General features: G+C 42.3%; 11 protein-coding genes and 2 tRNA genes. 7 read left to right on the plus strand and 6 right to left on the minus strand.

Going from position 1 to position 16,905, the window contains the following annotated elements; translation table 11 throughout:
• Nucleotides 1–3: 3 nt before the first annotated feature.
• The 5 genes from E0H80_RS01160 to lldP all read right to left on the minus strand — a co-directional run bounded on the left by E0H80_RS01160 (nt 4) and on the right by lldP (nt 7,804).
• Nucleotides 4–2,037, minus strand: a complete 2,034-nt coding sequence (locus E0H80_RS01160) for an NADPH-dependent 2,4-dienoyl-CoA reductase (protein ID WP_131362415.1) — start codon at nt 2,035–2,037, stop codon at nt 4–6.
• A 184-nt stretch (nt 2,038–2,221) separates the two neighbouring features.
• Nucleotides 2,222–3,919 (minus strand): D-lactate dehydrogenase, encoded by a 1,698-nt coding sequence (dld, locus tag E0H80_RS01165; protein WP_131362417.1) that lies wholly within the window; start codon nt 3,917–3,919, stop codon nt 2,222–2,224.
• 293 nt (nt 3,920–4,212) lie between these two features.
• Nucleotides 4,213–5,367: an FMN-dependent L-lactate dehydrogenase LldD gene (gene lldD / locus E0H80_RS01170; protein ID WP_131362419.1), complete on the minus strand. Its 1,155-nt coding sequence runs from the start codon at nt 5,365–5,367 to the stop codon at nt 4,213–4,215.
• Between the two features lie 2 nt (nt 5,368–5,369).
• Complete coding sequence (gene lldR / locus E0H80_RS01175) at nt 5,370–6,113, minus strand: transcriptional regulator LldR (RefSeq protein ID WP_131362421.1); 744 nt, start codon at nt 6,111–6,113, stop codon at nt 5,370–5,372.
• Nucleotides 6,114–6,133: 20 nt separating this feature from the next.
• Nucleotides 6,134–7,804, minus strand: a complete 1,671-nt coding sequence (gene lldP / locus E0H80_RS01180; RefSeq protein WP_171457792.1) for an L-lactate permease — start codon at nt 7,802–7,804, stop codon at nt 6,134–6,136.
• 820 nt (nt 7,805–8,624) lie between these two features.
• Here lldP and argG point away from each other — a divergent pair.
• The gene (gene argG / locus E0H80_RS01185; RefSeq protein WP_131362425.1) at nt 8,625–9,968 is read left to right on the plus strand and encodes an argininosuccinate synthase; all 1,344 of its coding nucleotides are present in this window, start codon (nt 8,625–8,627) and stop codon (nt 9,966–9,968) included.
• Between the two features lie 62 nt (nt 9,969–10,030).
• Here the strand turns inward: argG and E0H80_RS01190 are convergent, their stop codons facing one another.
• Nucleotides 10,031–11,290 (minus strand): GGDEF domain-containing protein, encoded by a 1,260-nt coding sequence (locus tag E0H80_RS01190; protein ID WP_131362427.1) that lies wholly within the window; start codon nt 11,288–11,290, stop codon nt 10,031–10,033.
• A gap of 153 nt (nt 11,291–11,443) precedes the next feature.
• On the opposite strand from E0H80_RS01190, the gene pyrC reads away from it, so the two are divergent.
• From pyrC to E0H80_RS01220, 6 genes are all read left to right on the plus strand, one after another.
• Nucleotides 11,444–12,478: a dihydroorotase gene (gene pyrC / locus E0H80_RS01195; RefSeq protein ID WP_067864490.1), complete on the plus strand. Its 1,035-nt coding sequence runs from the start codon at nt 11,444–11,446 to the stop codon at nt 12,476–12,478.
• On the plus strand, nt 12,463–13,122 hold the full coding sequence (rnt, locus tag E0H80_RS01200; RefSeq protein ID WP_067863532.1) for a ribonuclease T: 660 nt from the start codon (nt 12,463–12,465) through the stop codon (nt 13,120–13,122). The genes pyrC and rnt overlap by 16 nt, the downstream gene beginning before the upstream one ends.
• 20 nt (nt 13,123–13,142) lie before the next feature.
• Nucleotides 13,143–13,218 (plus strand) — tRNA-Glu (locus E0H80_RS01205).
• Between the two features lie 493 nt (nt 13,219–13,711).
• Nucleotides 13,712–15,136 carry an amino acid permease gene (locus E0H80_RS01210; protein ID WP_131362429.1) on the plus strand — a complete coding sequence of 475 codons (1,425 nt, stop codon included), beginning with the start codon at nt 13,712–13,714 and terminating at the stop codon, nt 15,134–15,136.
• Between the two features lie 157 nt (nt 15,137–15,293).
• Nucleotides 15,294–15,369: transfer RNA gene (locus tag E0H80_RS01215), tRNA-Glu, on the plus strand.
• Nucleotides 15,370–15,480: 111 nt separating this feature from the next.
• Entirely contained in the window at nt 15,481–16,899 is a 1,419-nt protein-coding gene (locus E0H80_RS01220) for an amino acid permease (RefSeq protein ID WP_131362431.1), read from the plus strand.
• Nucleotides 16,900–16,905: the final 6 nt, after the last annotated feature.

Below are 16,905 nucleotides of genomic sequence, written 5' to 3' on the forward strand. Positions count from 1 at the left end.
AAATCATAATCTGGCTGCTAATTCAGCACCTTCACGGATGGCGCGCTTGGCATCCAGCTCTGCTGCCAGTTTGGCACCGCCAATAATATGGTAATTTGCTAAGGTAAAATCATCATCATTTGGCATAAGATCTTTGACTGACTCTTGTCCTGCACACACCACCACGGTATCTACGCGTAACAGTTGGTCATAACCGTTGGTTTCAATCCATAAGCCTTCATTGGTAACAGACTTATATTGCACACCGCGTAGCATCTTCACAGCATGCTTTTTCAATTGCGCACGATGTACCCAACCCGATGTTTTGCCTAAACTCATACCTAGCGGTGTAGTTTTACGTTGCAATAAATAAATTTCACGTACAGGGGTATCCACTTCGGCAGGCTGCATGCCGCCTTCAGAAATATAATTTGGATTCGGATCAATGCCCCACTCGCGCTGCCAATCTGCCAACGGTTGCGGTTGTGGCTGATGTTCAGGTCTTAACAAAAATTCCGAGACATCAAAACCAATCCCACCGGCACCAATTACTGCAACTCTATGACCCACGGGTGCGCCGCGTAATACTTCAGCATAAGACAACACTTGCGGTGCATCGCTACCTTCAATTTTTAAACTACGCGGTACAACTCCAGTTGCCACAATAACTTCAGCAAAACCTTCACGTTCCAATTGCTCACGGTTGACTCTAGTATTTAAGCGCAGTTCCACCCCGGTTTTTTCAATCTGAACTTTAAAATAACGGATGGTTTCGTGAAATTCTTCTTTACCCGGTACCACTTTGGCTAAATTAAACTGCCCACCGACCTCAGTGGCAGCTTCAAATAAAGTGACCCGATGACCACGACTTGCAGCCACGGTTGCAGCAGACATTCCTGCTACGCCACCACCAATAACGGCAATTTTTTTAGGATTTTTGGTTTTGACATACACCAATTCAGTTTCATAAGCAGCGCGTGGATTCACCAGACAGGTTGCACGTTGGTTTTTAAAGGTATGATCTAAACAGGCTTGGTTACAGGCAATACAGGTATTAATTTCATCAACCCGATTGGTCGCAGTTTTATTGACCCAAAAGGCATCGGCCAACAGTGGTCGTGCCATTTGCACCATATCTGCTTTTCCAGCCGCTAAAATGGCTTCGGCAGTATCAGGCATATTAATACGGTTGGATGCAATCACAGGAATTGCCACATGCTTTTTCACTTCTGCGGTGTAGTCTGCAAATGCAGCGCGTGGTACTGAAGTCACAATGGTCGGAATACGTGCTTCATGCCAGCCAATACCAGTATTCAGCAAAGTCACCCCTGCCTTTTCCAGAGCTTGAGCTACGGTAATCACTTCCTGCATGGTATTGCCATCATGAACCAGATCGAGCATCGACAGGCGGAAACAGATAATAAAGTTTTCCCCAATTTTTTCACGGATCGCGCGTACAATTTCCACTGCAAAACGCATGCGATTTAGAATATCACCACCCCAGCGGTCATCGCGCTGATTAACATGACGGCTTAAAAACTGGTTCAGCAAATAACCTTCCGACCCCATGATTTCCACACCGTCATAACCAGCTTTTTTGGCAATGCTGGCAGTATGCGCATAATCATCAATGGTATCCAGAATCTGCTTTTCACTCATTTGACGCGGTTTAAATGGTGAAATTGGCGATTTGATTGGACTGGCAGAAACCACAAAAGGCTGGTAACCATAACGTCCAGAATGCAGAATCTGCATCAAAATTTTTGCGCCATGCTTATGTACCGCATGGGTCACTAAACGATGCGGCGCCACATCCCCCAAGTTATTCATGGTACCGCCAGCCGGCAGTAACCAGCCTTGACGGTTCGGTGAAATCCCGCCCGTGATAATCAGCCCCACCCCACCTTTTGCACGTTCCCCAAAATATGCTGCCAGTTTTGGATAGTTGTAAAAACGGTCTTCCAGACCGGTATGCATAGAACCCATCACGACACGGTTTTTAATGGTCGTAAAGCCCAAATGTAGCGGTTTTAAAATATTTGCATAGCTTGTTGTCATGATGAATCCTTAATTTATTGGCTTTGCAACTTGTTGCATACTACTTTACCTATTTTTATTTATTTGTTTATGACATCTTTGCAACATTGTCTGACGAAACAGTCAATTTTCCATAAAAAAGGTTCAGTTGTCAGACTGCACCAGAGATAAAACACATGATTATTTATATTTTAATTACAGGATTTTAATTCCAGTGTTTTAATTTAGAGGTATGTCCAATGCCGACATTAAAACTGTTGGTCGGATCGAGCTTTTGATAATGATTTTTTAAAGCCGGTTTGGCGGCATATAAATGTCCGACATTATGCTCGGCCGGATATTCTGCACCGCGCTTATCCAATAAATGCCACATTTGATGTTCCATCGCCAAAAGATCTACGCCTTTTTTCACAATATAGTCCTGATGAAAAACATGACATAAAAAATGACCATAATACAATTTATGGATAATCAGATTTTCCATTTCCTTGGGCAAGGTTTCCACCCATTCACGGTCGTTACGGCGTAAAGCAATATCCAGCGCAACAATATCTTCCACTTCTGAACGATGCGTGTCGCGATAACGAATCGCTGCGCCTGCAATGGCAAAACGGTGTAAAAAGGCTTTACGGCCTTCTTCTTCGCTACACAGAAAATGCTTTCCAGTGGGATGGGCTGCAAAATAGTGTTGCAGAAATTGCTGAACCTGTTCCACATCCTGATTTTCGATGCGTAACACCAAATGGTGCTCATACAGATCACGAAATTCATTCATGCGTTTCGGCAAATGCGACGGTAAAAATTTGCTCACCATTTGCAAGACTTTATCCGACAGCCCTTTCATGCCAATTTTTTCCAAGTAGCCATCGACCTTATCTTTCATGGCAAAAGCCGCCGGTACTCTGACAGTCCCGAATTTCTCGATAAACATGAACGTATCTTTACCGTATTCGGCACCAATGTCATAAGCGACCCGGTGAATATACTCACCGGCAATCGGCAAGCGGGCTAAATCGGTGAGGAGAAAACGGCGAATTGCGGTCAAATCTTGCTGCGTATTGGTGCCGACATACAAGACCTGACTCGGAATTTTTTCAAAAGTGTCCAGACGTACCGCAAACACGCATACTTTTCCTGCGGAACCTGAAGCCTCAAACAAGCGCGATGGATCTGCATTAAAGCGTGCTGGAGTATTTTCATCGACTTGAGTGACATCATGAGCATAATGCTGATCAGAAGCGCAACAATTGGAATCGTGCTGAATATCATCAATTTGATATTGCTGATTTTCCAGTTTTGATAAAATTTCTTCAGGGGTTGAGCCTAGGTTTACCCCTAAATGATTAACTAGCTCAAGCTGTCCAGCCTCATCGACGCGAGCATACAGCGCAAGTTCGGTATAGGCTGGTCCACGGCGAACCAAGGCACCACCTGAATTATTACAAACTCCGCCTAAAACTGACGCGCCAATACAGGATGAACCAATCACGGAATGCGGTTCACGATTAAACGGCGCCAACTGCTTTTCCAATTTATCTAATGTTGCTCCCGGCAAACAAACCACCTGTTTCCCATCATTAATCACTTGAATACCGGTTAATCGGCGAGTACTCATTAAAATCACAGGCCGATCATAATCATCACCAAAAGGGGTTGAACCCCCGGTGAGTCCGGTATTGGCAGCCTGCATAATCACAATACAATCTGCCTGAACAGCAATTTGCAAAACTTGCCATTGTTCAACCAAAGAACCGGGCGCCACAACGGCAAGCACTTGACCTGAACCATAGCGACGACCTTGACGGTATAAACGGGTAGCGTTGTCATCGGTCAGTACATGCTGCTTGCCGACAATCGTGATGAGGTTTTGAATGGTTTGCATTGAATTTGTTGGAGAACTCATGTTCGGCATTTTTCCATTTATAAATATCTAAACGATAATTTTTTTAACGTCGTACTTTATGGATTTGGATTTTTTCATTCATAAAGTGATCTTTTGAGATCCAAAACATTTCGATTCTAAAAACGGGCGGATAAATATGTAATTGAAGTTCCCTCTCTTTCTAGGAAAGGGTCAGGCAGAGGTGGTGACAAAAGAATTAAAGCCTCTTCATCCTCACCTTCTCCCTGAGCCATTTTTGGCGCAAAGAGAAGCAGCATTCCGCTATAAATCATCTGAAAAAAATTAATTAAAAATCACCCAACCAACTCTCGATCCAATCTCACCAAACAATCGGAGCTAATATCCGCAATGGTTTTGGCACCGGTTAAAGTCATCGCTACCCGCATTTCTTTGTCAATCAGATCAAGTAAGTTACTTACACCCGCTCCACCTGCTGCACCCAAGGCATAGACAAAAGCACGGCCGAGCATGCAGGTATCTGCACCCAAAGCCAGCATACGCACCACATCCAGACCATTACGGATACCGGAATCGGCCAGAATTTTAATCTCGCCTTTGACTGCATCGGCGATTGGCGGTAAAGCACGGGCACTGGATAAAACGCCGTCCAGCTGACGCCCACCATGATTCGACACCACAATACCATCGGCACCGAAACGTACTGCATCTTTGGCATCTTCAGGGTCTAAAATACCCTTGATGACCATGGGTCCGTCCCAGTATTCCCGAATCCATTCCAAGTCTTTCCAGGAAATAGAGGGATCGAAATTATTGCCTAACCAACCAATATAATCTTCAAGTCCGGTCGGTTTACCCAAGTATTTTGAAATATTGCCCAAGTCATGCGGACGGCCATGCAATCCCACATCCCACGCCCATTGCGGATGCAATACCGATTGCAAATAACGGCGCATGGCGGCATTGGCGCCACTCATTCCGGAATGGGCATCGCGGTAGCGCGCGCCTGGAACGGGCATATCCACAGTAAAAATCAAAGTTGAACAACCCGCGGCTTTGGCACGCTCCAAGGCATTTTTCATAAAACCGCGGTCACGTAATACATACAGCTGAAACCACATCGGGCGCTGGATGGCCGGTGCTACTTCTTCAATCGGGCATACAGAAACCGTCGACAAAGTAAAAGGTATGCCTTTTTTGTCTGCCGCGACCGCCGCCTGCACTTCACCGCGACGCGCGTACATCCCGGTCAATCCGACTGGCGATAAAGCCACAGGCATCGACAAGGTTTCATTAAATAATTTGGTTTCTAAGCTTAGTTCTGACATGTCGTTTAAAACACGCTGTCTTAAGGCAATTTTGGATAAGTCTTCTACATTACGCTTGAGTGTATATTCCGCATATGCGCCCCCATCAATATAATGAAACAGGAAAGGTGGCAAGCGACGTCTAGCGGCTTCGCGGTAATCATTAGCAGAAGAAATAATCATGGTTAAATCCTATTTAATCGACTCGCACGCTGACGACGGGCATCTTCCTCATCAATCGAGCGTACTTGTTGAATAACAAACTCAATATGTCCACACACTGCCTGTCTGGCAGCTTCTGGATCTCGACGTTCAATCGCATCTATCACTTGTTGATGCTGTAAATGCAACTGATCAAAACGATGAGGTTCGGAATACACTTTTCGGCGTCCCAGAACCACATTGAATTGCAACAAATCAAATAAGCCACGCATCATCTGGATCAGCACCAGATTATGCGAAGCTTCGGCAATGGCAAGATGAAATTTGGCATCGGCCTGTGCTGCCTGATCATCATCACCGATGGCTTGAAAATGGCTAATCTGTGCATAGCAATCCCGAATATTTTGCAGGTCTTCCGGTGTGGCACGCTCTGCGGCATACCACGCTGTTCCGCCTTCCAAAATAGTTCGTGCTTCTTGCACATCAAAGCGGTAAGCCGGATCCTGATCAATCAAATCACTTAAAGGCTGCACTATTTGATGTTGTGACCAATTGGTCGGCAATTGCTGCAAAAAATTACCGGCTCCCACTTTACTCAGCAACATTCCTCGACTGGTCAGCTGCTGAATGGCTTCGCGTAAAGAGGAACGGGACACGCCCAGTTGTTCACATAATTTTCGTTCGGCAGGCAAACGGTCTCCAACTTGCATATTGTTTTGCTCAATCAATATGCGCAGGCTTTGTACGACTTTGTCGGAAACTTTCATTTGCTGACCTCAATGGCGTGTTATGGAATCATCCACGGGAACACATAAGCTTGTAAGCTAACAATAATACCCATCATGATGGTAAAGACGATACTGTGTTTAACCGTAAAACGGAACAGATCAGATTCTTTGCCTACAAGCCCTACCGCGGCACAGGCAATCGCAATGGATTGCGGTGAAATCATTTTTCCGGTGACGCCGCCACTGGTATTTGCTGCAACCAATAACACCTCAGGAACACCAATTTGCTGTGCTGTAGTTGCTTGTAATGCCGCAAATAACGCATTTGCTGAAGTGTCTGAACCGGTTAAGAACACCCCGATCCAACCCAAAAATGGTGAGAAGAAAGTAAAGGCTTTGCCGCTATGGGCCAGTGCCAATGCCAGCGTTGCAGATAAACCTGAATAGTTGGCAATAAAGGCAAAGGCTAATACCATACCAATCGAATAAATTGGCGTTTTCAATTCTTTTACTGTTTCAGCGAAAGTCGCCACCGCATCTTTCGGCTTCATTTTTAAATAAATGATGGTGATGACTGCGGCAATCATAATTGCTGTACCCGTCGCAGAGAACCAGTCAAATTTATAGATTGCATCGTAATCTTTAACTTCAGGAACCACAGGTGGTAATTTTTGAATCATCTGATGCAAATAAGGCACTTTGATCGAAACCACCAAATCACTGAGCGCACCATCTTTAGCAAATAAATCTTTAAATGGTTTGATACTCCAAACCGTAACCATTGCAGTTAATACCGCAAATGGCGACCATGCTTTTGCAATTTGACCTAAGCTATATTGCTTACGTGCTGCCGCAACAACCGTTTCATCTACTTTAACGTCTTCGTCTTGGAAGCGGAAAATATGTTTTGGTTTCCAGAATTTCAACAAAATAGTCAAACTTATTAATGAAGCAATTGCTGCAGTAATATCGGGTAATTCAGGACCAACAAAATTAGATGTTAAATATTGTGCTAAAGAGAATGAAACACTTGCAACAAAAATTGCAGGCCAGGTTTCTTTAACACCGCGCCAGCCATCCATAATCGCCATGATCCAGATCAATACAATTGGCACCATAAATGGAAGTTGACGACCCACCATTTGGCTGATTTCCATGGTATCTACGCCAGATACCTGACCTGCCACAATAATGGGAATCCCCATCGCACCAAAGGCAACGGGTGCAGTATTTACAATTAAGCAAAGACCGGCAGCGTATAAAGGCTTAAAACCCAAACCCACCAATAAAGCCGCTGTAATGGCAACGGGTGCACCAAAGCCTGCAGCACCTTCTAAAAACGTACCAAAAGCAAAGCCAACCAGCAGCATTTGCAAACGCTGGTCTTCAGTGATCGATAAAATTGAAGAACGGATAATGTCAAACTGATCCGTTTTCACTGAAATTTTATAGAGGAATACTGCGCCAATGATGATCCAAGCAATTGGCCATAAACCGTAAAAGAAGCCATAAACTAGCGATGAAAGCGCCATCGACAATGGCATGTCATATAAAAACAAAGATACCAGAAATGCTAGAGCGACCGTAATGGTTGCGGCCACACTGCCCTTCATCCGAAACACAGCCAGTGCAAGGAAAAAGAAAATAATAGGAATAAGGGCAATCGCACTGGAAATCCAGATATTCCCCATAGGATCGTAAATCTGTTGCCAAGATTGAAGCATTGTCATCTCCTTGAAATGCTTACTGGGACATTATTGGTGGTCTGAATATTTGACAAATATTCATAATTGGTCATACCAATATTAAATTAAAACAAAAAAATATTCACATTCTGATAAATATACTAGTTTTTGTTTAATTAAAGATCAATAGTGGTCTGATTAAAATAATATTGGTCAGACCAATAAATACTGGAATTCATATCACAAATTTTTTTAAAAAATGCGCTAAAATTAATGAATAGCAACTTAATCTTTGTTTTTATTTAATTTTTTAAATATAGCCATTGAATTTTTCAACACGTTTACAACTTTAGTCTAGCATCCCGATTTTTTTATTAATTTCATGTTTTTAACACTCAAAATGAGTTTAGGAATTCTTTTATGAAATATTCTTAGTTGAAATAAAATCAATGCGCTGCAATTATTCAGGAACAAGGATGGGCAGGTTATTTTTCTTAGCCATAATTGCAATGTAAGGATAGTGAAATAAAGTGAAATTTGATTTATTTCATCTCTTATTATGGTGTAACCATTACCGAATTATTTGTCATTTTTTAACTGAAAGGCATACATTTAATATCATTAATATAATGCGGCTGAATAAAAAAATTTGCGTATTTATTTTAATCCATTTCCCTTCTTTATAATTAAATTAACTCTTTCATCAACTGCCAAAGATCTATCACTTTAAAAATTGTAGATATTTTTTTTGATTGCTTATTTTTACGAAAAAAAATTTTCCTAAAAGTGCTACAATTGAGGCAACTATAGATTCTCCTCGGCTACCAATTATCGTGGTGCCTATTTCATATCGTTAGGACTTACAATGACTGACAATGCAACTATCTTGCAGAATGTACCAGTAGGCAAAAAAGTCGGGATTGCCTTCTCTGGTGGCCTTGATACCTCAGCTGCTTTATTGTGGATGAAACAAAAAGGGGCTGAACCTTATGCTTATACAGCAAATTTGGGTCAGCCAGATGAAGAAGACTACGATGCAATTCCTAAGAAAGCTGAAGCTTATGGCGCAGTAAAAGCTCGTTTGGTGGACTGCCGTTTACAGCTTGCACTTGAAGGTATTGCTGCAATTCAATGTGGCGCGTTCCACATTAGCACGGGTGGTGTTCCTTATTTCAATACGACTCCATTGGGTCGTGCAGTCACAGGCACTATGCTTGTTACCGCAATGAAAGAAGACGACGTAAACATCTGGGGTGACGGTTCAACTTATAAAGGTAACGACATTGAACGTTTCTACCGTTATGGTTTACTGACTAACCCGAACCTTAAAATCTATAAGCCTTGGTTAGACCAAACGTTTATTGATGAATTGGGTGGTCGTGCCGAAATGTCGCAATTCTTAATCGACAACGGCTTTGACTATAAAATGTCAAAAGAGAAAGCTTATTCAACCGATTCAAACATGTTGGGTGCAACTCACGAAGCCAAAGACCTTGAATACCTGAATGCCGGTATCAAAATTGTCGATCCAATCATGGGCGTTGCATTCTGGAAAGACGAAGTTGAGGTTCAACCTGAACTTGTATCTGTGACTTTCGAAGAAGGTACGCCAGTTGCATTGAACGGCCAACGTTTTGACAATCCGGTTGAATTGATTCTTGAAGCCAACCGTATCGGTGGTCGTCATGGTCTGGGTATGTCGGATCAAATTGAAAATCGTATCATCGAAGCTAAATCTCGCGGGATCTATGAAGCACCGGGTATGGCCCTTCTTCATATCACTTATGAACGCCTTGTAACCGGTATTCATAACGAAGATACCATCGAACAGTACCGTATCAACGGTTTACGTTTAGGTCGTTTACTTTACCAAGGCCGTTGGTTCGATTCTCAAGCATTAATGCTGCGTGAAACTGCTCAACGTTGGGTGGCTAAAGCAGTGACTGGTACTGTTACTTTAGAACTGCGTCGTGGTAATGACTTCACCATCATGAACACTGAATCTGAAAACCTCACTTATGAAGCTGAGCGTTTGACGATGGAAAAAGGTGATTCTATGTTTACGCCTATGGACCGTATTGGTCAGTTAACCATGCGTAACCTGGACATTATAGATACTCGTGCGAAACTCGGCATCTATACCAATGCAGGTCTTCTTGCTGTGGGTACAGGTTCTGCAGTACCTCAATTAAAAGACAAAAACAAATAAGCCTGTTTGATCTTAAAAAACCGCCTAAATGGCGGTTTTTTTTATAATGGTATTTTGAGTCTTCAAGCAATATTGGTCGTACGAATAGATTGATAATAAATTTGGTTTCGCCCCAGGTGTTTGGCCCGATATAAAGCTTGATCGGCAATCTTGAGTAATTCTTCTTTGCTCACCTCATTTTCGCCACGATAAACTGTAATCCCCAGACTAATCGTAATGTAGCTCGACACCAATGATTTAGTATGTGGAATTTCCAAACGCTCTATGGCCTTAAAAATATTTGATGCAACTGCATAGGCACCATGAGCATCTGTTTCTGGCAATAAAACTACAAACTCTTCGCCACCATAGCGCGCAACAAAATCCATATGTCGAATGGCATTTTTAACAGATTTAGCAATGGAAAAAATAACATCATCGCCTTTTTGATGACCATAAAAATCGTTATAGTTTTTAAAGAAATCCACATCGATAAACAAAATAGAGAGAGAGTTATGGTCTAGACGAGTCTGCTGATAAAAAACCTCCATCATTTCATCGAAAGTACGGCGATTTGAAATTTTAGTCAGTTCATCGTGCTGACTCAGATGTAATAATTCTGAATTATGAATGCGGTGAATTTTTTCACTAATTTTGGCCCGCATCGAATACAAATAAATCATCCGCTCACGTGCGAAAATCATATGACTAATCACATAACCTAATACGCTACTTCCAGCAAGGATACGACCCAGTACCATCGCATCGAAATTAACATGCAGTCCCAAAAACAGAACAATTGTGAACATTGCTGCCGAAACGCCCGTCAACAACATGTGAAGTGGTTTTACCCCAGTCAAAATATAGCCAAGAATATAAATAATACACAATATAGCCGTAGCCTGATGCTGGAGCACAACCGTTTCCACGGTCATCGTCAACCACGACATGGAAACAATGGCCCAAAACTTGATTCCCATTGCAGCATGGGCAAAATATGGACGCATTTTAGGGAAATAAGCAAAGAAGAATAAGAGCATCAAACATGCGCTACCATTCAACAGTGCCAACATGGATTGTACGAAATCATGGACGAAATATTGCTTGTCGATAATCCAGTAATCACTTGGAATCATGACCATCATAAAAACAAAATAGCTTAAAACACCACCCCAGAAATATTTTTCGACATGCTTACGCGCGCGTTCTAAATTTTTAGACCAAAATTCCTGTTCTAATTTTTTTGGAAAAATTTGTCCTACACGGCGACTTTGCTGCGTAATCAGTTCTTCTACTTTTTCTTTATCGTACTGTAATTTAGCCAGATTATACTTGTATTCCATTTGCAAGCATTGTGTAATTCTTTTTCGTTACTTAAAAATAGCACAGTTTTATGCTTTATATTTAAATATCTATCACCATTTGTCTTTAATTCTGGTTACCCTTTTCACACTTTATGGATTATCATTTGTTTTATTTGTCCGATTAAAATGACCTTGAATACAATCACTCTTCTCCAGCCAGATGATTGGCATGCTCACCTTCGTGATGGTCTTGCTTTAAAACGTACGGTTCCAGATTTAGCCAAACAGTTTGCGCGCGCAATTTGCATGCCAAACACTGTTCCTCCTGTGAAAACAGTTGAAGAAGCTAATGCTTATCGTGAACGGATTTTGGCACATGTTCCTGAAGGTATCTCATTTGATCCCCGTATGGTGCTTTACTTTACGGACTTCACCCAACCAAGTGAAGTTAAAAAGATTAAAGAATCTGAACATGTAAATGCCATCAAGCTATACCCTGCTGGTGCAACCACAAATTCAGACAATGGCGTCAGCGATATTCGTAAAGTCTATGCTGTAATTGAACAACTTGAAGAGCATCAAGTGCCTTTATTGCTACATGGTGAAGTTACTCATAACCATGTCGATATTTTTGATCGTGAAAAACGCTTCCTTGATGAAGTTCTTTCTCCATTATTAAAACAGTTCCCTAAGCTTAAACTGGTGCTTGAACACATTACCACCAGTGAAGCCGCGAACTTTGTACTTGAACAAGACCGCAATGTAGCTGCTACTATTACCCCGCAGCATTTATTGTTTAACCGTAATGATATGCTGGTTGGTGGTGTAAAACCGCATTTTTATTGTTTGCCGATTTTAAAACGTCAGACCCATCAGCAAACTTTACTTGAAGTGGCGACCAGCTCGAATCCTAAATTTTTCTTGGGTACAGACAGCGCGCCGCATTCAAAAAATGCTAAAGAAAATGCATGTGGCTGTGCAGGTTGTTATAGTGCACCTACCGCAATTGAATTATATGCTCAAGCTTTTGACCAAGTGGGCAAAATTGAGCGCCTGGAAGGCTTTGCCAGCCACTTCGGTGCTGACTTTTATGGTCTGCCGCGCAATACCAATACCATCACTCTGGTGAAAGAAGAGCAAGTTATTCCGACAAGTTTAGACTACTTGGATGGTGAAAAAATTATCCCTCTATATGCGGGTAATACCATTCAATGGAGAAAAGTGTGACAGATGAAACCCAACCAATAATTGGTCAGCGTTTCCGTGGATTTTTACCTGTTGTTGTCGATGTCGAGACAGCAGGTTTTAACTCGAAGACCGATGCCTTATTGGAAATTGCAGCAATTCCTATCATTTATAATGAAGAGGGTCAATTTGTGCCAGGTGAAGCTCACCATGCACACATTAATCCTTTTGAAGGGGCCAATTTAGACCGTCGCTCACTGGATTTTATTGGGGTTGATCCATTCAATCCGATGCGTATGGCCATGGCTGAAGATGAAAAAAGTGCCTTAAAACGTATTTTTAAATCTGTAAATGAAGTTCGTCGTCAGCAGAATTGTACCCATGCCGTTTTGGTCGGCCATAATGCGCATTTCGATTTAGGTTTTGTACAAGCAGCAATTGCACGTACCGGAACTAAAAATCAAAATCCATTTCACAGTTTTTCTGTGTTCGATACCGTGACTCTAAGTGCAGTCATGTTTGGTCAAACCGTACTGGCAAAATCGTGTATTCACGCTGGAATTGAGTTCGATGGCAAGGAAGCACATTCTGCTTTATACGATACTCAAAAGACTGCGGAACTGTTTTGCTATATTTTGAACAAACTCGCACCTCATCTCCTTGACACTCTGGCGGCGGATCAATAAGATACCGCCATCTTCTAAACGTCCCTATCGTCTAGAGGCCTAGGACATCGCCCTTTCACGGCGGTAACCGGGGTTCGAATCCCCGTAGGGACGCCATCTATTTATATCTTCTGTTTAATTTAATCTCCAAAACAAATTTCTATTGTTTAGCTGTGCCATATTCTTAATTTTTCTATTTTATTGATTATTTTAACTTCTATTAAAATATTTTAAAGTTTAACTGCTAGGCCTTGCGATACTCTTTTTTTATGCCCGTTTACATGCTCACGTTCCCTTCTCCCCACCCATACCTCTGCCATGATATTAAAAAAATTATTGTTTTCGTGCTTCTGCTGCCTTCGGGCGTCTATTTATATCTTGTCCACAAAGATACAGAGTATGCCAAAGAATCCTCTACAGCAGCCCCCGCAAGTACCGACACAACAATCACAAAAATATCAGACACCAGACCACTAAAAATGGTGAAAGTCATTCTTTTAAATCATCTGATTTTCTTATTAAATTTATTAATGAGTCAGGAAAAAACGATTTACATGAATATTCACACAATCAACAATTAAAATAGTTCTTTCAACTCTTTTTCTAGATTATGCAATCTCCTATTCAACCTTCGCAGCATTCAGACGCTGAGGGTCAAAGCAGTTCGTTAAAAAGAGCCATGACCAAACGTCATCTCATTATGCTCTCCCTCGGTGGTGCAATCGGTACCGGTTTATTTCTGGGTTCTGGTCAAGTCATTGCACAAGCAGGTCCACTGGGTGCAGTCATTGCCTATATTATTGGCGGTTTAATTGCATACATGGTGATGCTTTGCTTAGGTGAGCTTGCAGTACATTTACCCGTGTCCGGTTCATTCGGTGCATTTGCATCCAATTATATTGGACCAGGTACAGGCTACATGGTGTCCTGGATGTACTGGCTCGGTTGGTCAGCAACGCTAGGTACGGAATTTACTGCCGCTGCGTTACTGATGCAGGAATGGTTCCCCAGTACCTCTATCTGGATCTGGACGCTGATTTTTGCCAGTGGCGTACTGCTGTCCAACTTGAGTTCAACCCGAACGTTTGCCGAATCTGAATTTTGGCTTTCCATGATTAAAGTCGCTACCGTTCTCGTTTTCATTGTTCTAGGTTTCGGTGCTATTTTGGGTTTCATTCCTTTTCAGGGTTATGAATCTGCTCCACTGTTTGCAAATTTAACCGAACATGGCTGGTTACCCAATGGCATCTTCCCTATTTTTGCCACTATGCTGATTGTCAATTTTGCATTTAATGGTACGGAAATGATCGGGATTGCAGCTGGCGAAACCGAAAATCCTGAGAAAAATATACCCAAAGCCATTAATGCGGCGGTCTGGCGCTTAATCATTTTCTTTGTCGGCACCATTATTGTCATTAGCTCTCTGCTTCCTTATCAGGATGCAGGACTCAATGCAGGTCACGGTTTAAGTAGCAGTCCATTTGTATCTGTATTTAACCTGATGGGTATTCCTTACGCGGTTGATATTATGCGTTTTGTCATTATTACCGCATTGCTCTCCACTGCAAATTCTGGACTGTATGCCGCTTCCCGCATGATGTGGGCCTTGGCTGCACAAAATCAGCTGCCTCGCGTGTTTGCCAAAGTCAGTAAATCCGGTATTCCTGTAGTGGCGGTACTAGTCACCATGATTGGGGGCTTACCCGGCTTGCTTTCAGAACAGTTTGGCGCAGATGTGATCTTTAAAAACTTGCTGGGTGTGGCTGCATTTACCATGGTCATTGTCTGGATGAGCATTTGCTGGAGCCAGTTTAATTTCCGCCGTCAATGGCTCAAACAAGGTCATAATGTAGGAGAACTTAAATTCCGTACGCCGTGGTTCCCACTGCTACCGATTCTGGGTTTTGTTTGCTGTACGGCAACAGGTTTGAGTATGGCCGCCGATCCTGAAATGATCTCTGGTTTTATTGGCTGTCTACTGTTTATGGCAGGCTGTTATGCCAGCTATTACTGGCTGTATCACAATAAAAATTAGTCCTTAATCGTAATATGAATGTAGCGCAGTTAAAAACTGCGCTTTTTTTATCTAGATTTGTCATTTTTTATGCAATCAATTCAATATTTTAAAAATAATGCAATTACAGGTTTGACAGTCCCTTTAAAAATCCATAATATACGCATCACCTCCTAACGACCCTATCGTCTAGAGGCCTAGGACATCGCCCTTTCACGGCGGTAACCGGGGTTCGAATCCCCGTAGGGTCGCCATATATCGTGCTATACGATCATTCAAGCTTCAATACTTCTCATTATTACATTGCAGATTTGTAGTTTTTCACTACAATAGCTCGCTTCATTTGTCTTTTTTGTTTTTCTCTTATGCAGTCATCTCATACTCCGAATGATGCTTCGCATCAGGGCAATTCTGCGCCTTTAAAACGCGCTATGAGTACTCGACATCTGGTCATGATTTCGCTTGGTGGTGCAATCGGGACAGGTTTGTTTTTAGGTTCGGGTGAAGTCATTGCACAAACGGGGCCTGTAGGTGCCATCATCTCCTATGTATTGGGCGGTTTAATTGCCTATGCTGTTATGCTTTGCTTAGGCGAGCTTGCGGTACATATGCCCGAATCGGGTTCTTTTGGTACATATGCACGAAATTATATTGGTCCAGGTACCGGGTATACCGTCACTTGGCTTTACTGGTTAACTTGGGCGGCGACCCTCGGTACAGAATTTACCGCTGCTGCATTATTGATGCAGGAATGGTTCCCTCACGTATCGGTCTGGTTATGGACCATTATTTTTGCTGCAGTGGTTTTCGGCTTAAATATGAGTTCAACCCGTTGGTTTGCCGAATCTGAATTTTGGTTATCTTTAGTTAAAGTGCTGACTGTTATTGCCTTTATTTTACTGGGGCTATTGGCTATTTTCGGTATTTTAAACTTTAATGGTTATGAATCTGCTCCCCTGTTTAGTAACTTAACCGCTCAAGGTTGGTTCCCAAAAGGATTGTTTCCCATTTTCGCAACCATGCTGATTGTCAATTTTGCCTTTTCGGGCACTGAATTAATTGGTGTTGCAGCCGGTGAAACCAAAGATCCCGCAAAAAATGTACCTAAAGCGATCAATGCAGCGATTTGGCGTTTATTGATTTTCTTTGTCGGTACCATCGTGGTAATCAGTGCGCTTTTACCGCATCAAATGGCCGGCCTAAATGCTGAAGGCGTCAGTAGCAGTCCATTTGTTACTGTGTTTACCCATATCGGCATTCCATACGCTGAAGACATTATTCGTTTTGTGATTATCACGGCATTATTGTCTGCGGCAAATTCAGGTTTATTTGCTGCATCACGTATGATGTGGTCGTTGTCTGATAAAAAACAATTACCTGCGGTTTTCTCTCAAGTAAATCATCGCGGTATTCCATTTGTAGCCGTGATGGTCACCATGTTGGGTGCCTTACCGGGTCTATTGTCTGAACAATTTGCCCCAGAGACTATCTTTAAGAACTTACTGGGTGTTGCAGCATTCACCATGGTGATTGTATGGATGAGCATCTGTTTAAGCCAGTTCAATTTCCGTCGTCAATGGTATAAACAGGGTCATAGCGCAAAAGACTTAGGCTTTGCTGCACCCTTGTTTCCTCTTGTACCCATTTTAGGTTTTGTGTTCTGTTTTATCACGGCAATAAGTATGGCATTCGACCCTGAAATGCTACCGGGCTTTATGGGCTGTTTAATCTTTATTGCAGCTTGTTATCTCAGTTACTATGTTTTCTATCGAAAGCAAAACTAGCACATA

This window comes from Acinetobacter sp. ANC 4779, assembly GCF_004331055.1.
Taxonomy (GTDB): Bacteria; Pseudomonadota; Gammaproteobacteria; order Pseudomonadales; family Moraxellaceae; genus Acinetobacter.